This window comes from Amycolatopsis sp. NPDC003676 (assembly GCF_053587275.1).
The window spans coordinates 12,371-37,250 of record NZ_JBSFNS010000082.1; the positions used below are offsets into that span (position 1 = coordinate 12,371).

Consider the following 24,880-nt stretch of genomic DNA (forward strand, 5'->3'; position numbering starts at 1 on the left):
TCGTGAGTGGCGATCACGGTTCTAACCGTGATCGCCACTCACGAGGGTGTTCAGCCGAGCACGCTGGTATACGCGTTGATCGCGGGCTGCCCGCCAAGATGCGCGTACAACACGGTGGACCCCCGCTCAATCTCCCCGCTGCGCACGAGATCAATGAGCCCGGCCATCGACTTCCCCTCATACACCGGGTCAGTGATCATCCCCTCGAACCGGGCCGCAGTACGGATCGCCTCCAGCGTCCGCTCATCCGGAATCCCGTACACCCCAGCGTGATACCGCTCGTCGAGTTCCGCGTCCTCAACCGGCCCGGCCCCGACCAGCTCCGCCGTGCTCTTCGCGATCCGCCCGATCTGCTCGCGCGTCTCATCCGGCTTCGCCGACGCGTCGATCCCCAGGATCCGCCGCGGCTTCCCGCTCACCGCCGCCCCGGCCATCATCCCGGCTTGCGTACTCCCGGTGACCGAGCAAACCACGACGGTGTCGAAGAAAACGCCGAGTTCGCGTTCCTGTTCCTCAAGTTCCAGCACCCAGTTCGCGAACCCGAGCCCGCCGAGCCGGTGATCCGACGCCCCGGCAGGGATCGCGTACGGCGTGCCGCCGTTCTCCTCGACCTCCGTCAGCGCCTGTTCCCAGCTCTCCTTGAACCCGATGCCGAACCCGGCGTCGACGAGTCGGACGTCCGCGCCGAGGATCCGCGACAGCTGGATGTTGCCGACCTTGTCGTGCAGCGGATCGGCCCAGTCGACCCAGCTTTCCTGCACCAGCACGGCTTTCATCCCGGCCCGCGCCGCCGCGGCCGCGACCTGCCGCGTGTGGTTCGACTGGACGCCGCCGATCGAGACGAGCGTGTCCGCGCCCTTGGCGAGCGCGTCGGCGACGAGGTACTCGAGCTTGCGCGTCTTGTTGCCGCCGTAGGCGAGGCCGGAGTTGAGGTCCTCGCGCTTGGCCCAGACGGTCGCGCCGCCGAGGTGTTCGGTGAGCCGCTCCAGCCGGTGCACCGGCGAAGGCCCGATCAGCAACGGGAAACGGGGAAAGTCAGCCAGGCTCACGCGTCCTCCAGGAGGGCTTCGAGATCGGTCCAAATCGTGGAAGTGAGGTGCGCCGCGGTTTTTTCGTCGCCGCTTTCGAGCGCGGCGATGAGCTCCTCGTGCCGCTCGACCGACCGATGCGCGGGCAGCGAACTGAACCGCGCGTATTCGAGCCGGCGCAGCAACGGCGTGTACCGGTCGAGCGTCGCCGCGACCGCCCGGTTGCCGCATGCCCGCACGGGGATGTCGTGCAGTTCGTCGTCCGCCTCGATCGCCTTGCCGACGTCTCCTTCGGCGACAGCCGCGCGAAACCGGTCGTTCGCTTCACGCATCTCCGCGATCTGCTGTTGGCCGAGCCGGGGGAGCGCTTCGCGCACAGCCAGCTCGTGCAACGCCCGGACGAGCCGGACCGCGTCGCGAACGTCGCCAGCGTCGAACTCGGCGACCCTCGTGTAACTCTGCGGCTTCGAGACGACCAGCCGGTCCTCCGCCAGCCGCAACAACGCCTGCCGGACCGGGGCGCGGGAAAGCCCGAGCTGGTCGGCGAGGTCGGCGTCGCGCAGGGGAGTGCCCGGCGGGAGACTGCCGTCGATGATGGCGTGCCGGATGCGCTCGTACGCCTCGTCGCGCAGCAACGGCCGGGAGACCTTGGGGAGTGCACTCACATCTAACATGTTAGATGTCGGAGGCGGCGGGAGGCAATGGCCTGGAACGACGGGGCCAGCCGCTTGGGATACCCGTGCGGCATGCCTCGGCACCCGCCCACTGGAGGTAGCTAGGACCTCGCTGCGAGCTGATGCTTCAGCACGCGGGCCGCGCAGCCCTGCTTGTAAGCGCATCCATCGGTGCCGCCCGTTGGAAATGTGGAAGACCTCGCTGTGTTGCCGCTTCAGGGTCGTGTCGCGCAGTCCTGCTCCCATGCCGCATGTCTCGGCACCGCCCACCGGAAATGACGAGGACCCGCCCCGGCGATCGCGGAGCGGGTCCTTCATTCCTGGAACGCCGGGGCTCAGTAAACCGGCCCGGTGTACTTCTCGCCCGGCCCCTGGCCCGGCGGGTCCGGCACGACCGAAGCCTCGCGGAACGCCTTCTGCAGCGACTGCAGCCCGTCGCGAAGGGGCCCGGCGTGCAGGCCGAGGTACTCGGCGGAGGCGGTGACGAGCCCGGCGAGCGCGGTGATGAGGCGGCGCGCCTCGTCGAGGTCGCGGTGCGGCGAGTTCTCCGGGTCGGCGTCGGCGAGGCCGAGACGTTCGGCTCCCGCGGACAGCAGCATCACCGCGGCGCGGCTGATCACCTCGACGCTCGGGATCTCCTCGAGCCCGCGGTCGTCGGGGGAATACGGGGGCGGTGGCGAAGGTTGTTCAGACACGTCTGGTACCCTTCCATGTGCGACCAGCTCCCGAGCGATCGGGGGCGGCAAGTGGAGCCCCGCTCCCACCCGTCTCACCGCCTGAGGTGTCCGGGTCCGGTCTCGCCGAAGTGGTGCATGCCGTCCTGGCAGCGTACTGCGGAGGCGAAGCGTTCGGTCTTCCGGCCGGGCGCGATCGGAGACAGAGCGGGCCCCGTGCACCGGCAGCAGCCGGAGGCGGGGCCTGAGTCATGTGGGCACCAGGTCGAAACGAGAAAACATCACTCGGACCAAGGAGGCCCCATCAGCTCCGAGACACGCATCAACGACCGCATCCGGGTGCCGGAAGTCCGGCTCGTCGGCCCTAACGGCGAGCAGGTCGGCATCGTCCGGATCGAGGATGCGCTGCGGCTTGCGCAGGAGGCGGACCTCGACCTCGTCGAGGTGGCCCCGCAGGCCCGCCCGCCCGTGGCCAAGCTCATGGACTTCGGCAAGTTCAAGTACGAGAGCGCGCAGAAAGCCCGCGACTCGCGACGCAACCAGCATCTGACCGTCATCAAGGAACAGAAGCTGCGGCCGAAGATCGACCAGCACGACTACGAGACCAAGAAGGGTCACGTGTCGCGGTTCCTGGCGGCGGGCAACAAGGTCAAGGTCACGATCATGTTCCGCGGTCGCGAGCAGTCCCGGCCGGAGCTCGGTTTCCGGCTCCTGCAGAAGCTCGCCGACGACGTCACCGAGCTCGGCTTCGTGGAATCGTCGCCGAAGCAGGACGGACGCAACATGATCATGGTGCTGGCCCCGCACAAGAACGTGAAGCCGAAGGCGGCGAAAGCCGAATCGGCCGAACCGGCTCCCGAGGCGTAGCGCCCCAGCGCCGACCAGCACAGTCAGCGGCACACCGGGTCCTCCGGTGTGCCGCCGCACGGAAGAGGACAACAAGCATGCCGAAGATGAAGACGCACAAGGGCACGTCGAAGCGGATCCGCGTGACCGGTTCGGGCAAGCTGCGTCGCCAGAAGGCCGGCCGTCGCCACCTGATGGAGAAGAAGTCCAACCGCCTCACCCGCCGTCTCGAGGGCACCACCGAGGTCGCCCAGAACGACGTCGGCCGCGTGAAGCGCCTGCTCGGCCGCTGAGGCCCCGCACTCTTTCCCGACCACCCCGGGGTCCTCGACCCCCCGAATTCGACAGGATGGACCAGTGGCACGCGTCAAGCGGGCGGTCAACGCCCAGAAGAAGCGTCGCGCGACTCTCGAACTGGCCAGCGGTTACCGCGGCCAGCGTTCGCGGCTGTACCGCAAGGCCAAGGAGCAGACGCTCCACTCGCTCAACTACGCCTACCGCGACCGCCGTGCGCGCAAGGGTGACTTCCGCCAGCTGTGGATCACCCGCATCAACGCGGCCGCTCGCGCCAACGGCGTCACCTACAACCGGTTCATCCAGGGCCTGAAGGCCGCCGGTGTCGAGGTGGACCGCAAGATCCTCGCGGACCTCGCCGTCAACGACGCCGCCGCCTTCACCGCGCTCGCCGAGCTCGCCAAGGCGAACGTCACGACCGGCGAAGCGAAGTCGGCCTGACCGGCAGCATTTTCCGGCCCGGGGCGGATCCGTTCACCGAACGGACCCCCCGGGTCGTTGCCGCGCGCAAACTGACCCGGCGCGCGGAACGCGAGAAAACCGGCCGTTTCCTGGCCGAAGGAGTCAACGCCGTCACCTCGGCGCTCTCTCATGGCACGGTGCACGAACTCTTCGTCACCGAACGCGCCGCCGCCGCGCATCCTGCTCTGGTGGAGGCTGCCCCCCGCGTGTCGCCGATCACCGAACGCGCGGCCGCGAGCCTGTCGGAAACCGTGACACCGCAAGGAATCATCGCGGTCTGCTCGCTGGTCGACCGTCCACTCGAGACAGTCCTGACCTCGGCCCGGCTGGTAGTGGTCCTGGTAGACGTCGCCGAACCCGGCAACGCAGGCACCGTCATCCGGGTAGCCGACGCCGCCGGTGCCGACGCGGTCGTCCTGGCCGGCGACACCGTCGACCCGCACAACGGCAAAAGCGTCCGCGCCGCCGCCGGTTCCACGTTCCACGTCCCGCTGGCGCGCGCCCGCGACATCCCGTCGGTCCTGACAGCCCTGCGCTCGGCCGGCCTCCGGACCCTGGCCGCGCACGGCTACGCGTCGACCTCGCTGGAGACTGTCCACTTCGGAGACCCGGTGGCCTGGATCTTCGGCAACGAAGCACACGGTCTGCCCGCGGATGTCTTGTCCGCTGTGGACGAAGCAGTCCGAATCCCGTTGTACGGCAAGGCAGAAAGCCTCAACCTGGCTACTGCCGCCGCCGTCTGCGTCTACACGGCAGCGATGGCCGCCCACCGCTGACCATGGCGGACCTCCGGCACGTCTGCTGGATCGGCGGCGCCCCCGGCGCGGGCAAATCGATGATCGCCCGCCGCCTCGCCACCCGCTACGGCTGGCGCCACTACGCGACCGATGACACCATGCGCGCCCACGCCGCCCGCACGACTCCTTCTTCGGCTCCGCTGCTGCACACCTTCCAGTCCATGGACATGGACGAACGCTGGGTGCGTCGTTCTCCGGACGTCATGCTGGAGACGTTCCACTGGTTCCGCGGCGAGGGCTTCGGCCTGATCGTCGAAGACCTCCTTGGCCTGCCACCAGAACCTCGCGTCGTCGTCGACGGCTTCCGCCTGCTGCCGCACCTGGTGAAGCCGTTTTTGGACGTCGTGGACCAGGCCGTGTGGCTGTTGCCGACGCCGGATTTCCGCCACGCGGCGATCTCCCGGCGCGCACCGGGGGAGGGTTTCGTGTGGCGGACCAGCGATCCGGCCAGGGCTGCCCGCAACCTCGCCGAACGGGACCGGATGTTCACGAGCCGCCTCCGGGAGGAGACTTCGCGGCTCGGGTTGCGGGCGATCGAGGTGGACACCGCGACTTCGGAAGACGACCTTCTCCATCAGGTGACGACCTTCTTCCGCCTCTGACTCCGCGGCTGCGTTCGCCGGATCTCACCGGCGCTGGCTCCGGCTTGCTCGGCGCGCGATCGACTCCTTACGCCGCCAGAGCTTTGCCCGGGGTCGCTCGGCACCCGCCACGACAGAGAGATCAGGCCAGTCGTCATGACAATTCCGCACACCTCGCGGGCCACAGGCAGCCGTCAGCCTTCTGCGCTGCCGGTTTGCGCTTGTCGCGGGCTGTGTTGCCTGCGGAATCGTGCCCGTCGTGTTGCTCGCTGGCCGCTGACCTGTGCCTGCCGCATCTTCAGCCAGTCGCCGAGTTGTGCCTGCCGCGACGCCAGTTGCCTGCCGGATTGCGCTTGTCGCATGGCCAGCCAGTTGCCGGGTTGTGCCTGCCGCCTTGCCCGCCGTCTCAAGAGCCGCACCGCTCGCGTTGTTTTCCGCCTGCCGGTCAGCCGTGGCACGGCACCCCGCCGCGGCCGCTTGCCATGGCGCGGCGTCAGGCACTCGTCTGTATGGCGGTTTGCCTGGCGTCAGCCACTCGCTGAGCTATCAGATGCCACGCGCGTCGCCAGTCGCTGCCATGCTTGCCATCGGTTCTGCCGCCCTCCCGACGCGTCCTTGCCCGGCTCCTGTCGCGTTGCCGCGTCCGACCGAGTCGCCAGCCCTCTTCGCCCGCCACCACCGTCCGAGCCGCGCTTCCGGGCCGTCCGACTCCGGGCCGTCCGACTCCGGGCCGTCCGACTCCGGGCCGTCCGACTCCGGGCCGTCTGATCCCGGCTGTCCGACTCCGGCTGTCCGACCCCGGTCGTCCGACCCGAGCTCCATTCCCGCGGCCCCCTCCCGAAACGGCCCCCGAGGCTTAGTCTCGCCGAGCACGGCAGCTCCGCTGTCCCGAACCCGTCCCGCAGCAACCCGAGCGGGCGTCCGCGGCAAGCCGGTCGAGGGGCGGTCCTCACCTGATCCGCTGACGTCCGTTCGGGTCCTCGGCGACGGTCGGTCGTGATCACGGGGCGGATCCGGCGCAGCCGCTCCGGAAGCGGAGGGTGAGCGGCCGGGCCCGGCGCCCGATCCCCTAGACTGAGCTGCCCGATGTGCACGTGCGGCGGCATGCCCGCGTGCCGCCGACAACACCAGTCCCAGTGGACGCCGAGGAGTCATGTCCGGAGCCACAGAACAGCCGGTCGACGTGCTCGCACCGGAGACCCTGCGCGCGGCGATCAAGGCGGCCGAGGACGCCTTCGCCGGCGCGGCCGACCTGGACGCGCTCGCCGCCGTCAAACCGGCCCATCTCGGGGACCAGTCTCCGGTGCTGCTGGCGCGCCGGGAGATCGCCGCGCTGCCCAAGCAGGAGAAGGCCGACGCGGGCAAACGCGTCAACGAGGCCCGGCAGGCGGTGCAGTCCGCGTTCGACGCGCGCCGCGCCGCGTTGCAGGCCGAGCGCGACGAGCGCGTGCTCCGCGAGGAGGCCGTCGACGTCACGCTGCCGTGGGACCAGGTCCCGCGCGGAGCCCGGCACCCGATCAGCACGCTGTCCGAGCGCATCGCCGACGTCTTCGTCGCCATGGGCTACGAGGTCGCCGAGGGGCCCGAGCTCGAGGCCGAGTGGTTCAACTTCGACGCGCTGAACTTCGGCAAGGACCACCCGGCGCGGCAGCTGCAGGACACGTTCTACGTCGGCGAGGAAGGCTCCGGCCTGGTGCTGCGCACGCACACCTCCCCGGTGCAGGCCCGCAGCCTGCTGCACCGCGACCTGCCGGTCTACGTCGTGTGCCCGGGCCGCACCTACCGCACCGACGAGCTCGACTCCACGCACACGCCGGTGTTCACCCAGGTCGAGGGCCTCGCCGTCGACAAGGGCCTCACCATGGCGCACCTCAAGGGCACGCTCGACGCGTTCGCCCGCGCGATGTTCGGCGAGAGCTCGAAGACGCGGCTGCGCCCGCACTTCTTCCCGTTCACCGAGCCGTCGGCGGAGGTCGACGTCTGGTTCGAGGAGAAGAAGGGCGGCCCCGGCTGGGTCGAATGGGGCGGCTGCGGCATGGTCAACCCGAACGTCCTGCGCGCGTGCGGCGTCGACCCGGAGATCTACTCCGGCTTCGCGTTCGGCATGGGCATCGAGCGGACGCTGCAGTTCCGCAACGGCATCCCGGACATGCGCGACATGGTCGAAGGCGACGTCCGGTTCACCCTTCCCTTCGGAACGGAGGCGTAGTGCGAGTCCCGGTGAGCTGGCTGACCGAGCATCTCGAAGTGGATGCCGACGTCACGCCGCAGGACCTGGCCGACGCCTTCGTGCGGATCGGGATCGAGGTCGACGAGCTGAGCGAGCTCGGCCCGGTGACCGGCCCGCTCGTGGTCGGCCGCGTCGCGGAGATCGAGGAGCTGACCGGCTTCAAGAAGCCGGTGCGGTTCTGCCGCGTCGAGGTCGGCGAGGAGCCCGACCCCGAGCCCGACGACGCGGAACTGTCCGAAGAGGACGAAGACGAGGACGACGGCCCGCTCGAGAACGAGGGCCCGCACGGCATCAAGACGCGCGGCATCGTCTGCGGCGCGAGCAACTTCGCCGAGGGCGACCTCGTCGTGGTCGCGCTGCCGGGCGTCGTCCTGCCGGGCGATTTCGAGATCGCCGCGCGCAAGACCTACGGCAAGGTCAGCGACGGCATGATCTGCTCGGCGGCCGAACTCGGCCTCGGCGACGACCACAGCGGCATCCTCGTGCTCCCGCCGGGCACGGCGAGCCCGGGTGACGACGCGAAGGACCTGCTCGGCCTCGACGACACCGTCATCGAGGTCACGCCGACCCCGGACCGCGGCTACGCGCTGTCGATCCGCGGCCTGGCGCGCGAACTGTCGAACGCGCTCGACGTGCCGTTCGGCGACCCGGCGATGCTCGACAACTTCCCGGAAGCCGAGGGCGAAGCCTGGCCGGTCCGGGTCGAGGACCCCGAGGGCTGTCCGCGGTTCGTGCTGCGCCGCGTCACCGGTCTCGACGCGACCGCGCCGACGCCGTGGCGGATCCGCCGCAGGCTGATGCTGGCCGGCATCCGGTCCATCTCGCTCGCGGTCGACGTCACCAACTACGTGATGCTCGAGCTCGGCCACCCGCTGCACGCGTTCGCGACCGGTTCCATCCAGGGCGACCTGGTGGTGCGCCGCGCGAAGGCGGGGGAGAAGCTCACCACGCTCGACGACGTTGAGCGCACCCTCGACGCGGACGACATTGTGATCGCCGACGACAGCGGTGTGATCTCCCTGGCCGGCACGATGGGCGGCGCCAGCACGGAGATCACGCCGGAGAGCACCGACGTGCTCCTCGAAGCGGCGCACTGGAACCCGGCGTCGATCAGCCGCACCGCGCGACGGCACAAGCTGTTCTCCGAGGCGGCGAAGCGCTTCGAGCGCTACACCGACCCGGCGCTGTGCGCGGCCGCGGTGGAACTCGCCGCGCGACTGCTGCGCCAGTACGGCGAAGGCGCGATCCGCCCGGGCCGCACCGACGTCGGCGGCGTCGCCCCGCACGCCCCGGTGACCATGCCGATCAACCTGCCCGACCAGATCGCCGGCGTGCGCTACGAACGCGGCGTCACCGTGCGGCGGCTGGGCCAGATCGGCTGCAAGGTCCAGCTCAGCACGAGCGACCAGGGCGTCGGCCTCGTCACCGCTACTCCGCCGAGCTGGCGCGGCGACCTCGTGCAGCCGGCCGACCTCGTCGAGGAGGTCCTGCGGCTCGAGGGCTACGACAGCATCCCGTCGGTCCTGCCGGCCGCGCCCGCGGGTCGTGGTCTCACCGACGCGCAGCGCCGCCGCCGCGCGGTGTCCGGCGCGCTCGCCGAGGCGGGCTACGTCGAGGTGCGCCCGTTCCCGTTCATCGGCGACGCGGTGTGGGACGCCTTCGGCCTGCCCGAGGACGACATTCGCCGCACCACGGTGCGCGTGCAGAACCCGCTCGAAGCCGACCACGACCGGATGGCGACGACCCTCCTGCCGGGTCTCCTGGAGACGTTGCAGCGCAACGTTTCCCGCGGCCTGAAGGACGTGTCGCTGTTCCACGTCGGCCAGGTCGTGCTGCCGAAGCCGAACCAGCTCAAGGTCCCGGACCTCGGCGTCGAGCACCGCCCGAGCGACGAGGACCTCGCCGTGCTGGAGGCCGCCGTGCCCGCGCAGCCGGTGCACGTCGCCGTCGTCCTCAGCGGCCAGCGCCCGCGCGCCGGCTGGTGGGGCAAGGGAGACCAGGCAGGCTGGGCCGACGCCGTACAGGCCGCGCGCCTGGTGGCCGAGGCCGCCGGCGTGGAGCTCACCGTGCAGGCCGCGGATCTCCTGCCGTGGCACCCGGGCCGCTGCGCCCAGCTGCGGGTGGGCGACTGGCCGGTCGGCCACGCGGGCGAACTGCACCCGAAGGTCGTCGAGGCCCTCGGCCTGCCGCCGCGCACGGTCGCCATGGAACTCGACCTGGACGCGATCCCGCTGCCCGACTCCCGTCCGGCGCCCAGCATCTCGGCCTACCCGCCGGTGCTGCTGGACGTCGCACTGGTCGCCGGCACGGACGTCCCGTCCGCCGACCTCGCCGACGTGCTCCGCGAAGGAGCCGGCGAACTGCTCGAGGAGATCACCCTCTTCGACGTTTACACCGGCGAGCAGCTCGGCGAAGGCAAGCGTTCCCTGGCGTACAAGCTCCGCTTCCGCGCCGCGGACCGCACCCTCACCGTCGACGAGGCCACCAAGTCCCGCGATGCCGCGGTCGCCGCTGCCGGCGAGCGCTTCGGAGCGACGCTCCGCGCCTGACCCGACGCTGTCCCCGCCCCGCGCTCCGGCCACCCGGCCGGTCAGCCGGGGCGGGGGAGCGCTGGTGTCATGGCATCCCTCCTTTTCTTTCCTGTCAGCGGTTCACTTCAGCCGAGGTGCTTCATCGCCTCCCTCGTGGACAGCGGGGACAGCCCCGGATGCGCCCGGACAAACGCGCGTACCCACTCCGGTTCGACGCGGGCGTGATCCCGCAGCGCCCAGCCGATTCCCTTGCGCAGAAAGAAATCCCGGTCGCCGAGGTTCGCCTCGATCGCGTCGGCGAGCAGCCCTTGGTCCACCTCGTCCTTCGCGCTGACCTGACAGATCACCGCCGTTCGCCGGCGCCAGCGATCAGCGTCTGTCATCCAGCGGCGAAGAACCGGCGTGACCGCCGCCCGGTGCTCGCGCAGGATCGGCCCGACCCGGCGGATCGCGACCTCGTCGACGTAGTCCCACCACGCCCCGGTGACGATCAGCTCCTCGTACATCTCCAGCAGTCCCGGGTCCTGCCATCGCCGATAGGCACGGTGCCCGGAAAGATCGATCGCCGCGTACCGCTCCTCGCGGTACTCCGCCTCCCGCCACAACGCGAGCACGGTCTCGGTGAACGTCACTCGATCGGGCAGAACATGCTCGGCGAGAAGCGCCTTCATGAGCTTGCCGCGCGGCGGTTTCGGCACTCCGCGAAACGGCATCGCGGATTTCATGTACGCCCGCATCTCCGGTGCCTTGACCGGGTCGGCCAGCTCGGCGAGCCCGGTGCGCACCGCCGTGATCAACGCTTCGCCCGCACTCATCGAGGGCCACCTCCGTCGGATCGGATCCCGACAATCGGGGGACAGCGCGGCTCGTGTCGGGAAACGAGATTCTGCCGCGCAGACGGTAGCTTCGACGAGCCCGGGTTGCCGTCGTACGCAAAGGACCACTGTGAGGAAAATCGTCACCGCACTGGCCGCCGCCGCTGTCGCGGCCGGAACGCTGGCTGCCGCACCCGCCGCCACCGCGGTTCAGCCCGAGGAGACGGGCTATGCGCCGCCGCCGATCAAGTGGGGACCGTGTTCCGCCCCCGGCCTCGCGAAGGCGGGTGCCGAATGCGGATTCCTGGTGGCACCCATGGACTACGCCCAGCCATCGGGCGAGACCGTGCAGATCGCCGTCTCGCGGGTGAAGCACAAGACCGCGAAGTACCAAGGCGTGATGCTGGTGAACCCGGGCGGCCCGGGCGGTTCCGGGCTCGGCCTTTCGGTGCTCGGCCGGAACGTGCCCAAGCACGCCGGCGACAGCTACGACTGGATCGGCTTCGACCCTCGCGGCGTCGGCTCCAGCAAACCGGCTCTCACGTGCGACGGGAACTATTTCGCGCCCGCCCGCCCGGCTTACGTGCCGGACACGCCGCAGCTGGAGAGCACCTGGCGTGCCCGCACGAAGGGCTACGCCGAGGCCTGCGCGAAGAACGGCCCGCTGCTCCAGCACATCAAGACCACTGACGTCGCGCAGGACATGGAAAGCCTTCGGAAGGCGCTGGGCGAGGAGCAGATCAACTACTACGGCTTCTCTTACGGCACTTACCTCGGGCAGGTCTACAGCACGCTGCACCCGGACCGCATGCGCCGGATGGTGCTCGACGGGAACGTCGATCCGCGCAAGGTCTGGTACGACGCCAACCTCGACCAGGACGTCGCCTTCGACCGCAACATCAAGATCTACTTCGGCTGGCTCGCGAAGTACGACAACGTCTATCACCTCGGCAAGACCGGTTCGGCGGTCGAGCAGCTTTGGTACGCGCAGCAGCGCAAACTCGACCGGAACCCGGCTGGCGGCGTGATCGGCGGCGACGAGTGGCTCGACGTCTTCCTGCAGGCCGGTTACTACGTGTTCGGCTGGGAGGACATGGCCAAGGCGTTCGACGGCTGGGTGCACCGCGGCGACTGGCAGTCGCTGAAAGCGTTGTACGACAAGTCGAACGCGCCCGGCGACGACAACGGCTACGCGGTGTACAGCGCGGTGCAGTGCACCGATGCGCAGTGGCCGCAGGACTGGGACCGCTGGCACCGCGACGCCTGGGCCACCCACCGCCGCGCGCCGTTCGAGACCTGGAGCAACACCTGGTACAACGCGAACTGCCTGAACTGGCCCGCGAAGGCGGGCAAGCCGGTGGACATCGACGGGTCGAAGGCGAGCGGCGCGCTGTTGATCAGCGAGGAACTTGACGCGGCCACGCCGTACTCGGGCAGCCTCGAAGTGCGCAAGCGCTACCCGCGTTCGAGCCTCATCAGCGCGCCCGGCGGGACAACGCACGCCGGATCGCTCTCCGGGGTGTCGTGCGTGGACGACCGGGTCGCCGACTACCTCGCCACCGGGGCGTTGCCGAAGCGGGTCCGTGACGACCGTTCGGATGTCCAGTGCGCCGCGGTGCCGCAGCCGGTTCCGTCTCCGGTCGCCACCGGCGCGCAGCAGAAGGCCGATGCCCTGACGAAGGCCGCGGCGGAGGAGAAGCAGAGCCTGCTTTCCGGTTTGCTGCGTTTCTGAGCTGTTCTCCCCGGTGCCCCGGTCTGGTCCGCCAGGCCGGGGCACTGTCCTTTTCCGCTGGTCCACCGATCCCCCTCGGTCGTTTTCGTGGTCGCCGGGGACGCTACGGCGGGGGTCTGACAATTTCGGTCCGCAGTCACCCGATCGCGTTAAGTGATCGAAAATTGTCGGGGGTCGCCGATACCTTCGCCGCCATGACGATCATTCAGGAGCACCGGACCGAGGTCCGGTCAGGAGATGTCCAGTACCAGGTCGCCGTCGTCACCCGCACCGAGGACGGCGAGCCGGAGCGAGTCACCGTCACGGTCGGCGGAGAACGGCCGGACGGCGAACCCGTCGTCGAGGGCAGACTCGAACTCGACGTGACGTCCGTGGCGACCGTCGCGGAGCTGCTCGACACGAGCCTGCGCACCTTCGCGGGCGGCGGTTCGCGGCGAAGATCGCGCGGACGCCCGGCACAGCAGGGCAGACCGTGGACCGACGAGATGGACGCGGATTTGGAAGCCCGCTGGCTCGCGGGCGATTCGGTGACCGAGCTGGCGCGCCATTTCGCGCGGACGCCGGGAGGGATCCGGGCGCGCTTGCCGCGGGTGGGCTGCGATCCGGAGCATCCGGGGAATCATCTGCCGACGCCGCCGAGTCTCCGCGAAGCGGAGGAGGGAGCGGACTGACGAATGCCCGCCGGGTTCGCATCCCGAGGCGGGCCCGGCGTGGCGTTGCCTGCGCGCCGGATCGGCGGCTTGGGTGTCGGACGGACAGATTGAGCGCCGGACGAACAGATTGAGCGCCGGACGAACAGGTTGGGTGCCGGACGGACGGGTTGGGTGTCGGACGGACGGGTTGAGTGCCGAACGGATGGGTCGGGTGCCGGACGGACAGGTTGGGTGCCGGACGAACAGGTTGGGTGCCGAACGACCTGTGCGGCTCCGGTTCGCTGGGCGGCCGCCTGGCTCGGGTGGCCGGGCGGGTTGTGCCCGGGAAAACAGGGTTCGGATGGATGGGTGGTATCCGAAAGAGCCGGTCTCGGGCGGATGGCCTGCGCGCTGGCCGGACGGTGGGCAGCGGGAGGTCCGGCTGGCTGGACGACCCGGCATCGCTGAGCGATCCGCTTTGCAGCTCGCCCCGGCATCGCTGAGGCGACCCCGCTCTGCGGCACGGCCCTGCGTCGCTGAGCGACCCCCGCTCTGCGGCACGACCCGCGGTGCCGAACGGCCCTGCGTCGCTGAGCGTCCCGGTGCCGAACGGCCCTGTGCCGCCGAACCCTCCCTGTGCCTCCGAACTGTCCCGCGTCGCCGAACCGTCTGGCGTCGCCGAACCGTCTGGCGTCGCCGAACCGTCCCGCGTCGCCGAACCGTCCCGCGTCGCCGGATGGTCCGGCGGGGCTGGGTGGCTGGTGACCTGTGGATGGAGGCCGCTGACCGGATGCTGGACGACTCGGGCGCCCGGGCGACGTGCGGATGGTCGGCTCGACGAGCCGGACGATCTGGGACTGCGTGATCCCAGCGAACTGACGATGACTGGAGGAATTTGAGAGAAGTCCTGAGGCTGAGCCGGCCGGGGTGAGGAAACCCTCTTTGTTTGAGCTTGCACGCTCGTGCATAATCATTCGTATGACGGTGAAGATCGCGGTAGCCGGGGCCAGCGGGTACGCGGGCGGCGAACTGCTGCGCCTGCTCCTGACCCATCCCGAGGTCGAGATCGGCGCTCTCACGGCGGCGAGCAGTGCGGGGACGACGCTGGGCACGCACCAGCCGCACCTTGCGCCGCTTGCCGGGCGCGTGCTGCTCGAGACGAACGCGGAGACGCTCGCGGGCCATGACGTCGTGTTCCTTGCTCTGCCGCACGGCCATTCGGCCGAGATCGCGGCGCAGCTCGGGCCGGACGTGCTCGTGGTCGACCTTGGGGCCGATCATCGGCTCGCGAACGCGGCGGACTGGCGACGGTGGTACTCCGGTGAGCACGCGGGGCAGTGGCCGTACGGGATGCCTGAACTGCCCGGTGCGCGCGAGAAGCTCGTGGGCGCCAAGCGGATCGCGGTGCCCGGCTGCTTCCCGACTGGCGGGTCGCTGGCGTTGGCGCCTGCGTTGGCGGCGGGGCTGGTCGAGCCCGCGGTCACGGTGGTGTCGGTGACGGGTACGTCGGGTGCGGGCAAGAGCCTGCGGCCGAATCTGCTCGGCTCTGAGGTGATGGGCAACGCGAGCGCGTACGGCGTCGCTGGGGCGCATCGGCATACGCCGGAGTTCGTGCAGAACCTCTCCGGTGCGGCGGGCAAGCCGGTGAGCGTGTCGTTCACGCCGGTGCTTGCGCCGATGCCGCGCGGCATTCTCACCACCGCGAGTGCTCAACTCGTGCAAGACATCGACGAGGCGGCCGCGCGCGCGGTGTACGAGAAGGCTTACGGCGCGGAGCCGTTCGTCCAGATCCTGCCCGAAGGGGCCTGGCCGACGACCGCGGCGACGGTCGGGTCGAACAACGTCCAGCTCCAGCTCGGGATCGACGCCGACGCGGGCAGGCTGGTCGTCGTCACCTCGATCGACAACCTCACCAAGGGCACCGCTGGCGGTGCCGTCCAATCGATGAACCTGGCGCTCGGTTTCCCCGAGGCCACCGGACTTTCCACCGTGGGAGTGGCACCGTGACCGTCACCGGACCGAAGGGGTTCCGCGCCGCTGGCGTGGCCGCTGGGATCAAAGCCTCCGGCGCGCTCGACTTCACGCTGGTCGTCAACGACGGCCCGCTCGACGTCGCGGCGGGGGTGTTCACCCGCAACGTGATCAAGGCCGCGCCCGTGCTGTGGTCGCAGGAAGTGCTGAAGCAGCAGAAGCTGAAGGCCGTCGTGCTCAACTCCGGCGGGGCGAACGCGGCTACTGGACCGGGCGGGTTTCAGGACACGCACGCTACGGCGGAGAAGGTCGCCGAAGTGCTGGGCGCCGGGGCGATCGAGGTCGCGGTGTGTTCCACGGGACTGATCGGCGAGCGATTGCCGATGGCGGCGGTTCTGTCCGGTGTGGACAGTGCGGTCAAGGCGCTGGACGCCAGTCCGGAAGCGGGGCTCAACGCGGCGACCGGCGTCATGACGACCGACACGAAGCCGAAGCAGGCGTTCGCGCAGCACGAATCGGGCTGGAGCGTCGGCGGGTTCGCCAAGGGCGCGGGGATGCTCGCGCCGAACCTGGCGACGATGCTGTCCGTGCTGACCACGGATGCGGTGGCGGACAAGGAAACTCTCAACCGTGCGTTGCGCGCCGCCACGCACATCACGTTCGATCGGCTGGACGTCGACGGCGGCACGTCGACCAACGACACAGTGCTCGTGCTCGCCTCGGGCGCCAGTGGCGTAGAGCCGACTGAAGCCGAGTTGACCGAGCTGCTCACCAAGGTCAGCCATGACCTCGTGCTGCAACTGCGGTCCGATTCCGAAGGTGCCACCAAGGATGTCGACGTCACGGTGAAGGGCGCCGCGTCCGAGGACGACGCGATCGTCGTGGCCCGGACGATCGCCGAGGACAACCTGGTCAAGACCGCGTTGTTCGGGTCCGATCCCAACTGGGGCCGGATCGCGATGGCGCTCGGCCGCGCACCGGCGCGGATCGACCCGGAGACTGTCTCGATCGCCATCAACGGTGTCACCTTGTTCGCGGGCGGCACGACGGCTGAAGACCGGTCGGCGGCCGACCTGTCCGGGCGCGCCATCGACGTCGTCGTGGACCTCGGCGTCGGTTCGGACGAGGCCACGATCTACACCACGGATCTCTCGCACGCGTACGTCGAAGAGAACAGCGCGTACTCGTCATGACGGATACCGGAAGGCTCGTCTCCGCCGACGAACGGCTCGCCAGCGCGGCCGAGAAGGCCGGAGTGCTGATCGAAGCGCTGCCGTGGCTGCAGCGGTTCCACGGCGCGACCGTCGTGGTCAAGTACGGCGGCAACGCGATGATCGACGATCAGCTGAAGGCCGCGTTCGCCGAGGACATGGTGTTCCTGCGGCTGGCCGGCCTGCATCCGGTGGTCGTGCACGGCGGCGGCCCGCAGATCAGCGCGATGCTGTCCCGGCTCGGCGTGCCGGGGGAGTTCAAGGGCGGGCTGCGCGTCACCACGCCGGAGACCATGGACATCGTGCGCATGGTGCTGGTCGGGCAGGTCAGCCGCGAGCTGGTCGGCCTGATCAACGCGCACGGGCCGTACGCCGTCGGCATCTCCGGCGAGGATGCGCGGCTGTTCACCGCCGAGCGCAAACAGGCCACTGTGGACGGTGAGCAGGTGGACATCGGCCTCGTCGGCGAGGTCGCCGAGGTGAACCCGGACGCGGTGCTCGACATCGTGAACGCCGGGCGCATCCCGGTCGTGTCCACGGTGGCCCCGGACGTCGACGGCGTGGTGCACAACGTCAACGCCGACACCGCCGCGGGCGCGCTCGCCGCGGCGCTCGGCGCGGAGAAGCTCGTCGTGCTCACTGACGTCGAAGGCCTTTACGCCAACTGGCCGGACCGGTCGTCGCTGATCGACCGGATCGCCGTCGACCGTCTCGAACGCATGTTGCCCGGCCTGGCCAGCGGCATGATCCCGAAGATGGAGGCGTGCGTGCGCGCGGTGCGCGGCGGCGTGCGCGGCGCCCACGTCATCGACGGCAGGCTCGCTCATTCGGTGCTGCTCGAGGTTTTCACCTCGCGCGGCGTCGGGACCATGGTGCTGCCCGAGGCAGCGGCATCCGGAACGGAGAACGCGTGACTACCCTCAAGTCCAATGCGGACGGTCAGCAGCACTGGCAGTCGGCTCTCATGGACAACTACGGCACCCCCGGCCTGACCCTGGTGCGCGGCGAAGGCGCGCGAGTGTGGGACGCGGACGGCTCCGAGTACGTCGACCTGGTCGGCGGCATCGCGGTGAACGCGCTCGGCCACGCCCACCCCGAGGTGGTGCGCGCGGTCACCGAGCAGATTTCGAAGCTGGGGCACACGTCGAACCTGTACGTGAACCCGGTCGCGGTCGAACTCGCCGAAACCCTTCTCGACGTCGCGGGCCTGAACGGACAGGGCAAGGTCCTGTTCGTCAACTCCGGCGCGGAGGCCAACGAGGCCGCGCTGAAGATCACCCGGCTCACCGGCCGCAGCAAGGTTGTCGCGGCGGAGGGCGCGTTCCACGGCCGCACCATGGGCGCGCTGTCGCTCACCGGGCAGCCGTCGAAGCGCGAGGCGTTCGAGCCGCTGGTTCCGGGCGTCACGCATGTTCCGTATGGCGACGTCGAAGCGTTGCGGGCCGCTGTGGACGGCGAGACCGCGGCTGTCTTCTTGGAGCCGGTGCTTGGCGAAGCTGGAGTGATTCCCGCTCCGGACGGCTACCTGCAGGCCGCGCGCGAGATCACCAAGGCCGCCGGGGCGCTGCTCGTGCTCGACGAGGTGCAGACCGGGATCGGGCGGCTCGGCACCTGGTTCGGCTTCCAGCAGGCCGGGATCGTGCCGGACGTGATCACGCTCGCGAAGGGGCTCGGCGGCGGGCTTCCGCTCGGCGCGGTGATCGGCGTCGGCGCGGCGGGCGAACTGCTCAAGCCGGGCCAGCACGGCACGACGTTCGGCGGCAACCCGGTGTGCTGCGCGGCCGGCCTGGCCGTGTTGCGCACGATCGTCCGGGACGACCTGCTCGACCACGTTTCGGCGCTGGGCAAGGACATCGCCGCCGGCGTCGAGGCGCTCGGCCACCCGCTCGTCTCCGGCGTCCGCGGCGCGGGGCTGCTGCTCGGCATCGGCCTGCGGGAACCGGTGTCCGCGGCGGTCGCGAAGGCCGCGCAGGACGCGGGCTACCTCGTCAACCCGGTCGCCCCGGACACCGTCCGGCTCGCCCCGCCGCTCGTGCTCGACGAGCAGCAGGCGCACGGCTTCCTCTCCGCCCTCCCGGGCGCGCTCGACTCCACCACCACGAAGGAATCCGACTGATGCCCCGCCACTTCCTCCGCGACGACGACGTCACGCCCGCCGAGCAGACCGCTCTGCTCGACCTGGCCGACCAGCTGAAGGCGGACCCGCTCGGCACGAAGGCGCTGGCCGGCCGCACGGTGGCCGCGATCTTCGAGAAGAACTCCACCCGCACCCGGTTCTCGTTCGAGGTCGGCATCAGCCAGCTCGGCGGGCACCCGGTGATCGTCGACGGTCGTTCGATGCAGCTCGGCCGCGAGGAGACCATCGAGGACACCTCGCGCGTGCTGTCCCGCTACGTCGACGCCGTCGTGTGGCGCACCTTCGCGCAGAAGCGCATCGACTCGATGGCGTCGGTGGCGTCGATCCCGATCGTCAACGCGCTCACCGACGAGTTCCACCCGTGCCAGGTGCTCACGGACCTGATGACCATCCGCGAGCGCAAGGGCAAGCTCGCCGGGCTCACGCTCACCTACCTCGGCGACGGCGCCAACAACATGGCGCATTCGCTGCTGCTCGGCGGAACCACGGCGGGGATGAACGTGCGCGTTGTGTCGCCGGAGGGGTTCCAGCCCGACCAGCAGGTGATGCTGGACGCGAAGCAGCACGGAGCCGAAACCGGCGGCAGCGCCACCGTCTACACCGACGCGCGCGAAGCGGTCGAGGGTTCGGACGTGCTGGTCACCGACACCTGGACGTCGATGGGGCAGGAGAACGACGGCCTCGACCGGGTCGGCCCGTTCCGCGCCCTGCAGATCAACGCCGAGCTGCTGAAGCGCGCCGCCGACGAGGCGATCGTGCTGCACTGCCTGCCCGCGCACCGCGGCTGGGAGATCACCGACGACGTGCTCGACGGCCCGGCCAGCGCGGTCTGGGACGAGGCGGAGAACCGGCTGCACGCGCAGAAAGCCCTGCTGGTCTGGCTGTTCGGGCAGAACGGCCGATGACCAGCAGCCGGGTCGGGCGCCAGGCGCGGATCACCGAACTGGTGTCCACGATGGCCATCCGCAGCCAGACGGAGCTGGCGCGGCTTCTCGCCGCCGAGGGAATCGACGTCACGCAGGCGACCCTGTCGCGCGACCTCGACGAACTCGGCGCGGTCAAGCTGCGCGGCGCCGACTCGGGCGCGCCGGTCTACGTCATCCCCGAGGACGGCAGTCCGGTCCGCGGCGTGCAGGGCGGCACCTCGCGGCTGTCCCGGCTGCTCGCCGAACTGCTGGTGTCAGCGGATTTCTCCGGCAACCTCGCGGTGCTGCGCACGCCTCCGGGCGCGGCGCAATTCCTCGCGAGCGCGATCGACCGGGCCGCGCTGGAAGAGGTCGTCGGGTCCATCGCGGGCGACGACACGGTCGCAGTGATCGCGCGCGAACCGCTCACCGGACGAGACCTTGCCGAACGCTTTACCGCGCTCGCGCAGGGTTCGGCGGAAGGGGACGAGCCGTGACCCGGCGGGTCGTGCTCGCCTATCCGGGCGGGCACGGCTCCTCTGCCGCGCTGAATCTCCTTGCGGGACAAAGCGAAGTGGTCGCTGTCGCCGTGGACTTCGGTGCGGGCGACGTGGATTTGTGCGCGCTCCGGCGGCAGACGATGGCCGACGGAGCCGCCGAAGTCGTGGTCGCGGACGTCCGCGAGGACTTCGCGAACGGCTACTGTTTGCTTGCGCTGCAAGTGAATGCGCTGATCCTCGATCGGCACCCGCTGGTCTTGGCCCGACCGCTGCTGGCAAGCCAGCTCGTGGCGACCGCGCGGGACCGGAACGCGTCGGCCGTCGCACACAGTGGCGGCGACGCGTTGTCCAGCATGATCGCGACACTCGCGCCAGACCTCGAGATCGTCGAACTCGGCATCCGAGGCAGGCCGGAGCTGTCGACGAGCCGGACTTTGTGGGGCCGGGTCGCGGACGACGGCTACCGCTGCACCGAGGACGCCGTGGCGAACCTCGGCGCGCCGGACGAGGTCGTCGTCACCTTCGATGAGGGCGTACCGGTCGCGGTCGACGGCGAGACGGTCAGCGTCGCCGAGGCGGTGCAACGGCTCGGACACCGGGCCGGGGCGCACGGGGTCGGCAGGTTCGAGGCCTATGACACTCCGGGCGCGGCGGTGCTGATCGCCGCGCATCAGGAGCTGGAATCAGTCACCCTGGACCGCGATCTGGCGAGGTTCAAACACGGCGTCGACCGCCGGTGGGCCGAGCTGGTCCACGACGGATTGTGGTTCTCGCCGCTGCGCGAGCCGCTGGACGCGTTCGTCCGGCGGGCGCAGGAGCGCGTGTCCGGCGAGGTGCGGCTGGTCCTGCACGCGGGCAGCGCGACCGTCGCCGACCTCCTCGGGAGGCGGCTTCGCCCGGTCGGACGGCGGTACCGTCCGGCCACCGGGCACACTCCGCTGGGGAGCACCCAGCATCCGAGCACCCAGGCGTCCTGAGGACGCCGGACGAGAGAGGCAGAACGTGAGCGGGAAAGACCAGCCGGTGCAGCTGTGGGGCGGCCGGTTCGCCAGCGGACCGGCCGAGGCGATGGCGGCGCTGAGCGCCTCGACCCACTTCGACTGGCGCCTCGCGCCCTACGACATCGCCGGGTCGCGCGCGCACGCCCGCGTGCTGAGCAAGGCGGGTCTGCTCACCGAAGCGGAACTGGCCGGGATGCTGGACGCGCTCGACACGCTGGCGCAAGACGTCGCGTCCGGCGCGTTCACGCCGACGATCGCCGACGAGGACGTGCACACCGCTCTCGAACGCGGTCTGCTCGAACGTGCCGGCGCCGAGCTGGGCGGCAAGCTGCGGGCGGGCCGTTCCCGCAACGACCAGGTCGCGACGCTGTTCCGGATGTGGCTGCGCGACGCCGCGCGCCGGGTGGTCGCGGGCACGCTCGACGTGATCGACGCGCTGGTGTCGCAGGCGTCCCGGCACCCGGACGCGATCCTGCCCGGCCGCACCCACCTGCAGCACGCGCAGCCGGTTCTCCTGGCGCACCACCTGATGGCCCACGGCCAGTCGCTGCTGCGCGACGTCTCCCGCCTGCGCGACTGGGACGCGCGCACCGCGGAATCGCCGTACGGTTCGGGCGCGCTCGCCGGTTCGTCGCTCGGCCTCGACCCGGAAGCCGTCGCCGCCGAGCTGGGCTTCGACACCAGCGTGGAGAACTCGATCGACGGCACCGCCTCGCGCGATTTCGTCGCCGAGTTCGCGTTCGCGGTCGCGATGCTTTCGGTGAACCTGTCGCGGATCGCCGAAGAGGTGATCATCTGGAACACCGCAGAATTCGGCTACGTCACGCTGGACGACGCGTGGGCCACCGGCAGCTCGATCATGCCGCAGAAGAAGAACCCGGACGTCGCGGAGCTGACCCGCGGCAAGGCAGGACGGCTGATCGGCAACCTCACCGGTCTGCTCGCCACGCTCAAGGCGCAGCCGCTCGCGTACAACCGCGACCTGCAGGAGGACAAGGAACCGGTTTTCGACTCGGTCGAACAGCTGGAACTGCTCTTCCCGGCGATCGCGGGGATGCTCGGCACGCTCACCTTCCACACCGACCGGCTCGCCGAACTGGCTCCTGCCGGGTTCACTCTGGCCACCGACATCGCCGAATGGCTGGTGCGCCAGGGCGTGCCGTTCCGCGTCGCGCACGAGGCGGCGGGGGAGAGCGTGCGGGTCGCGGAATCGCGCGGAGCTGGGCTCGACGAGCTGACCGACGAGGAGTTCCAGGCCATCAACCCGGCGCTCACCCCGGCGGTGCGCGAAGTCCTCACCGTTGAAGGCTCAGTGCGTTCGCGCGACGCGCGCGGCGGCACCGCGCCGGACCGTGTCGCCGAGCAACGGGCGCGCCTGGTCGAGCGCGTTGCGGCGCATCGGCAGTGGCTGAAGTGATCTGTCGTCAGGCCGCTGGTTAGGCTGGCGGCCTGACGAGGGGAGTGCGTGTGGACCGGTTGTTCCGGCGCGAAGAACTGGCACTGGACCCGGTCGACCTGGCTCGGCTGCTGCTCGGTGCCGTCCTCGAGGCCGACGGGCCCGAAGGCCGGGTCGGGGTGCGGCTCGTCGAGGTCGAGGCCTATCGCGGACTCGGCGATCCCGCTTCGCATTGCTACCGCGGGAAAACTCCGCGCAACGCCGTGATGTGGGGCCCGGCCGGGCACCTCTACGTGTACTTCGTCTACGGCATGCACTTCTGCGCGAACGTCGTCGGCACCGAGGACGGACAGCCGGGCGCGGTGCTGCTGCGCGCGGGCGAGGTCGTCGAGGGCGCGGACATAGTGCGGAAGCGGCGGCCGAACGCGCGCGGCAACGGCGAACTCGCCAAAGGTCCGGCCATCCTCACCTCGGTGCTGGGCCTCGCGCGGGAACAGAACGGCGTCGACCTCACCGACCCCGAATCGCCGGTGCGGCTGCGCGTCGGCGAGCGCGTGCCCGCGGAGAACGTGCGCACCGGCCCGCGGGTCGGAGTCGCGATGGCGATGGAGACGCCGTGGCGGTTCTGGGTCGACGGCTCACCAGCCGTCTCCACCTACCGCCGCGGCGGCAAACGCCGGCAGGTACGACCCGCGGGTTAACGGTTTGACCTGGTGGGGGATCATCTACAGGTGTGAGTGAGCACATCCTTGACGAGTTGTCCTGGCGCGGCCTGATCGCGCAATCCACCGACATCGACGCCCTGCGCCGAGAACTCGACCACGGCCCGCTCACGCTCTATTGCGGTTTCGACCCGACCGCGCCCAGCCTGCACGCCGGCAACCTCGTCCCGCTGCTGATGCTCAAGCGGTTCCAGCGCGCCGGGCACCGGCCGATCGTGCTGGCCGGCGGCGCCACCGGGATGATCGGCGACCCCCGCGACAACGGGGAGCGCACGCTGAACACCCTGGACGTCGTCGCGGACTGGGCCGGGCGGATCCGCGGGCAGCTGGAGCGGTTCGTGGACTTCGACGATTCGCCGACCGGCGCGATCGTGGAGAACAACCTCGACTGGACCTCGAAGCAGAACACGCTGGAATTCCTGCGGGACGTCGGCAAGCACTTCTCGGTGAACGTGATGCTGAACCGGGAGACGGTCAAGCGCCGTCTCGAAGGCGACGGCATGTCCTACACCGAGTTCAGCTACCTGCTGCTGCAGTCGCAGGACTACCTGGAGCTGTACCGCAAACACGGCTGCAAGCTGCAGGTCGGCGGCTCGGACCAGTGGGGCAACCTCGTCGGCGGCGTGGACCTGATCCGCCGCGTCGAGGGCGGCACCGCGCACGCGCTGACCGCGCCGCTGGTCACCGACGCCGAGGGACGCAAGTTCGGCAAGTCCACCGGCGGCGGCAACGTGTGGCTCGATCCTGAGCTGACCTCGCCGTACGCCTGGTACCAGTACTTCGTGAACGTCGGCGACGCTGACGTGCTCCGCTACCTGCGCCTGTTCACCTTCCTCGACCAGGAGGAGATCGACGCGCTGGCGAAGGACACCGAGGAGCGTCCGCACCTGCGCGCCGCGCAGAAGAAGCTGGCCGAGGAGTTCACGAACCTGGTGCACGGCGAGGACCAGACGCGCCAGGTCATTGCGGCGAGCCAAGCCCTGTTCGGCCGCGGCGAGCTGACCGAACTGGACGCGCCGACGCTCGACGCGGCGATGGCCGAGGTCCCGAACGGCAAGGTCGAGCCCGCCGGCGACGCGACGATCGTCGACCTGCTGATCGCCGGGGGACTGGTGGACAGCAAGGGCGCGGCCCGGCGGACCGTGAAGGAGGGCGGCGCGTACGTGAACAACGTGAAGATCGCCGACGAGGAGTGGAAGCCGTCCGCTTCCGACGCGCTCCACGGCCGCTGGCTCGTGGTCCGCAAGGGCAAGCGCAACGTCGCCGGCGTCAGCGTCGCGGGCTGATCTCCGCCCGAGGCCCGAAACAGGGGGCTTGACCTGCGGGAACGCGGTTAAGGTACCCCCCTGTTTCGGGCCCCTGGAGGGCGTGTAAAGTTCTCCAAGTCGCCAGGGAAACCGGGTGGCCGCCGGGACACGAACCAAGCTCTCGCCTCTAGGGTGATTGAGTGGGTGTCCCACCACAAACTGCTAGGAATGACCGCTTCGGTCAGGCTCGCCCTCACGGGGGTTCGGGTTTGGTTCGGGGTGTGTTGCTTGAGAACTCAACAGTGTGCTAGTGAACTAAGCCAGTAGAGCTTAATATGAAACCCCCCTCGTCGGGGTTTCCTTTGAGAATGATTGAGAAGTAGTCTCGATCGAACTGTTCATTGTTGGAGAGTTTGATCCTGGCTCAGGACGAACGCTGGCGGCGTGCTTAACACATGCAAGTCGAACGCTGAACCGGTTTCGGCCGGGGATGA

General features: G+C 70.0%; 23 protein-coding genes and 1 rRNA gene. 20 read left to right on the forward strand and 4 right to left on the reverse strand.

Annotated elements, in window-relative coordinates:
• Window positions 1-50: 50 nt before the first annotated feature.
• From ACWDNU_RS33150 to ACWDNU_RS33160, 3 genes are all read right to left on the reverse strand, one after another.
• A complete protein-coding gene (locus tag ACWDNU_RS33150; protein ID WP_449671771.1) occupies window positions 51-1,049 on the reverse strand; it encodes a 1-aminocyclopropane-1-carboxylate deaminase in 999 nt (332 codons plus the stop codon).
• Window positions 1,046-1,693 carry a GntR family transcriptional regulator gene (locus ACWDNU_RS33155; protein ID WP_449671772.1) on the reverse strand — a complete coding sequence of 216 codons (648 nt, stop codon included), beginning with the start codon at window positions 1,691-1,693 and terminating at the stop codon, window positions 1,046-1,048. Before ACWDNU_RS33155 ends, ACWDNU_RS33150 begins: the two co-directional genes overlap by 4 nt.
• Before the next feature lie 344 nt (window positions 1,694-2,037).
• Window positions 2,038-2,397: a DUF1844 domain-containing protein gene (locus ACWDNU_RS33160; protein ID WP_037370356.1), complete on the reverse strand. Its 360-nt coding sequence runs from the start codon at window positions 2,395-2,397 to the stop codon at window positions 2,038-2,040.
• 282 nt (window positions 2,398-2,679) lie between these two features.
• Between ACWDNU_RS33160 and infC the strand changes: the two genes are divergently transcribed.
• The 7 genes from infC to pheT all read left to right on the forward strand — a co-directional run bounded on the left by infC (window position 2,680) and on the right by pheT (window position 10,135).
• Entirely contained in the window at window positions 2,680-3,243 is a 564-nt protein-coding gene (gene infC / locus ACWDNU_RS33165; protein ID WP_370940736.1) for a translation initiation factor IF-3, read from the forward strand.
• A 77-nt stretch (window positions 3,244-3,320) separates the two neighbouring features.
• A complete protein-coding gene (rpmI, locus tag ACWDNU_RS33170; protein WP_037818166.1) occupies window positions 3,321-3,515 on the forward strand; it encodes a 50S ribosomal protein L35 in 195 nt (64 codons plus the stop codon).
• Window positions 3,516-3,579: 64 nt separating this feature from the next.
• Window positions 3,580-3,957 (forward strand): 50S ribosomal protein L20, encoded by a 378-nt coding sequence (rplT, locus tag ACWDNU_RS33175; RefSeq protein WP_009079612.1) that lies wholly within the window; start codon window positions 3,580-3,582, stop codon window positions 3,955-3,957.
• A gap of 8 nt (window positions 3,958-3,965) precedes the next feature.
• Window positions 3,966-4,754: a TrmH family RNA methyltransferase gene (locus tag ACWDNU_RS33180; RefSeq protein ID WP_449671785.1), complete on the forward strand. Its 789-nt coding sequence runs from the start codon at window positions 3,966-3,968 to the stop codon at window positions 4,752-4,754.
• A gap of 2 nt (window positions 4,755-4,756) precedes the next feature.
• Window positions 4,757-5,377, forward strand: a complete 621-nt coding sequence (locus tag ACWDNU_RS33185; protein WP_449671773.1) for a hypothetical protein — start codon at window positions 4,757-4,759, stop codon at window positions 5,375-5,377.
• Between the two features lie 1,132 nt (window positions 5,378-6,509).
• Complete coding sequence (pheS, locus tag ACWDNU_RS33190; RefSeq protein ID WP_370936312.1) at window positions 6,510-7,565, forward strand: phenylalanine--tRNA ligase subunit alpha; 1,056 nt, start codon at window positions 6,510-6,512, stop codon at window positions 7,563-7,565.
• The gene (gene pheT, locus ACWDNU_RS33195; protein ID WP_449671774.1) at window positions 7,565-10,135 is read left to right on the forward strand and encodes a phenylalanine--tRNA ligase subunit beta; all 2,571 of its coding nucleotides are present in this window, start codon (window positions 7,565-7,567) and stop codon (window positions 10,133-10,135) included. The genes pheS and pheT overlap by 1 nt, the downstream gene beginning before the upstream one ends.
• A 107-nt stretch (window positions 10,136-10,242) precedes the next feature.
• Here the strand turns inward: pheT and ACWDNU_RS33200 are convergent, their stop codons facing one another.
• The gene (locus ACWDNU_RS33200) at window positions 10,243-10,932 is read right to left on the reverse strand and encodes a DNA alkylation repair protein (protein WP_449671775.1); all 690 of its coding nucleotides are present in this window, start codon (window positions 10,930-10,932) and stop codon (window positions 10,243-10,245) included.
• Window positions 10,933-11,062: 130 nt separating this feature from the next.
• On the opposite strand from ACWDNU_RS33200, the gene ACWDNU_RS33205 reads away from it, so the two are divergent.
• From ACWDNU_RS33205 to ACWDNU_RS33265, 13 genes are all read left to right on the forward strand, one after another.
• Window positions 11,063-12,664, forward strand: coding sequence for an alpha/beta hydrolase (locus tag ACWDNU_RS33205; RefSeq protein WP_449671776.1), 1,602 nt, complete (start codon window positions 11,063-11,065; stop codon window positions 12,662-12,664).
• 194 nt (window positions 12,665-12,858) lie between these two features.
• Window positions 12,859-13,335 (forward strand): helix-turn-helix domain containing protein, encoded by a 477-nt coding sequence (locus ACWDNU_RS33210; protein WP_370936316.1) that lies wholly within the window; start codon window positions 12,859-12,861, stop codon window positions 13,333-13,335.
• 939 nt (window positions 13,336-14,274) lie between these two features.
• Window positions 14,275-15,303, forward strand: coding sequence for an N-acetyl-gamma-glutamyl-phosphate reductase (gene argC, locus ACWDNU_RS33215; RefSeq protein ID WP_449671777.1), 1,029 nt, complete (start codon window positions 14,275-14,277; stop codon window positions 15,301-15,303).
• On the forward strand, window positions 15,300-16,460 hold the full coding sequence (argJ, locus tag ACWDNU_RS33220) for a bifunctional glutamate N-acetyltransferase/amino-acid acetyltransferase ArgJ (protein ID WP_449671778.1): 1,161 nt from the start codon (window positions 15,300-15,302) through the stop codon (window positions 16,458-16,460). The genes argC and argJ overlap by 4 nt, the downstream gene beginning before the upstream one ends.
• Window positions 16,457-17,392, forward strand: coding sequence for an acetylglutamate kinase (argB, locus tag ACWDNU_RS33225; RefSeq protein ID WP_354744970.1), 936 nt, complete (start codon window positions 16,457-16,459; stop codon window positions 17,390-17,392). Before argJ ends, argB begins: the two co-directional genes overlap by 4 nt.
• Entirely contained in the window at window positions 17,389-18,594 is a 1,206-nt protein-coding gene (locus tag ACWDNU_RS33230) for an acetylornithine transaminase (RefSeq protein ID WP_449671779.1), read from the forward strand. The genes argB and ACWDNU_RS33230 overlap by 4 nt, the downstream gene beginning before the upstream one ends.
• Window positions 18,594-19,520 (forward strand): ornithine carbamoyltransferase, encoded by a 927-nt coding sequence (gene argF / locus ACWDNU_RS33235; RefSeq protein ID WP_449671780.1) that lies wholly within the window; start codon window positions 18,594-18,596, stop codon window positions 19,518-19,520. The genes ACWDNU_RS33230 and argF overlap by 1 nt, the downstream gene beginning before the upstream one ends.
• Window positions 19,517-20,017 carry an arginine repressor gene (locus tag ACWDNU_RS33240; RefSeq protein ID WP_344286579.1) on the forward strand — a complete coding sequence of 167 codons (501 nt, stop codon included), beginning with the start codon at window positions 19,517-19,519 and terminating at the stop codon, window positions 20,015-20,017. The genes argF and ACWDNU_RS33240 overlap by 4 nt, the downstream gene beginning before the upstream one ends.
• On the forward strand, window positions 20,014-20,997 hold the full coding sequence (locus ACWDNU_RS33245; protein ID WP_449671781.1) for an argininosuccinate synthase domain-containing protein: 984 nt from the start codon (window positions 20,014-20,016) through the stop codon (window positions 20,995-20,997). Before ACWDNU_RS33240 ends, ACWDNU_RS33245 begins: the two co-directional genes overlap by 4 nt.
• A gap of 25 nt (window positions 20,998-21,022) precedes the next feature.
• Window positions 21,023-22,438, forward strand: coding sequence for an argininosuccinate lyase (gene argH, locus ACWDNU_RS33250; RefSeq protein WP_449671782.1), 1,416 nt, complete (start codon window positions 21,023-21,025; stop codon window positions 22,436-22,438).
• A 44-nt stretch (window positions 22,439-22,482) separates the two neighbouring features.
• Window positions 22,483-23,118 carry a DNA-3-methyladenine glycosylase gene (locus ACWDNU_RS33255; RefSeq protein ID WP_449671783.1) on the forward strand — a complete coding sequence of 212 codons (636 nt, stop codon included), beginning with the start codon at window positions 22,483-22,485 and terminating at the stop codon, window positions 23,116-23,118.
• Window positions 23,119-23,150: 32 nt separating this feature from the next.
• A complete protein-coding gene (tyrS, locus tag ACWDNU_RS33260; RefSeq protein ID WP_449671784.1) occupies window positions 23,151-24,425 on the forward strand; it encodes a tyrosine--tRNA ligase in 1,275 nt (424 codons plus the stop codon).
• Between the two features lie 362 nt (window positions 24,426-24,787).
• Window positions 24,788-24,880, forward strand: a 16S ribosomal RNA gene (locus ACWDNU_RS33265); the annotation flags it as partial.

Bases quoted from the DNA above. Each gene is read 5' to 3' on its own strand.
- argC (WP_449671777.1), top strand. From the start codon at position 14,275: ATGACGGTGAAGATCGCGGTAGCCGGGGCCAGCGGGTACGCGGGCGGC.
- rpmI (WP_037818166.1), top strand. From the start codon at position 3,321: ATGCCGAAGATGAAGACGCACAAGGGCACGTCGAAGCGGATCCGCGTG.
- argF (WP_449671780.1), top strand. From the start codon at position 18,594: ATGCCCCGCCACTTCCTCCGCGACGACGACGTCACGCCCGCCGAGCAG.
- ACWDNU_RS33240 (WP_344286579.1), top strand. From the start codon at position 19,517: ATGACCAGCAGCCGGGTCGGGCGCCAGGCGCGGATCACCGAACTGGTG.
- ACWDNU_RS33210 (WP_370936316.1), top strand. From the start codon at position 12,859: ATGACGATCATTCAGGAGCACCGGACCGAGGTCCGGTCAGGAGATGTC.
- ACWDNU_RS33185 (WP_449671773.1), top strand. From the start codon at position 4,757: ATGGCGGACCTCCGGCACGTCTGCTGGATCGGCGGCGCCCCCGGCGCG.
- pheS (WP_370936312.1), top strand. From the start codon at position 6,510: ATGTCCGGAGCCACAGAACAGCCGGTCGACGTGCTCGCACCGGAGACC.
- argB (WP_354744970.1), top strand. From the start codon at position 16,457: ATGACGGATACCGGAAGGCTCGTCTCCGCCGACGAACGGCTCGCCAGC.
- ACWDNU_RS33200 (WP_449671775.1), bottom strand. From the start codon at position 10,932: ATGAGTGCGGGCGAAGCGTTGATCACGGCGGTGCGCACCGGGCTCGCC.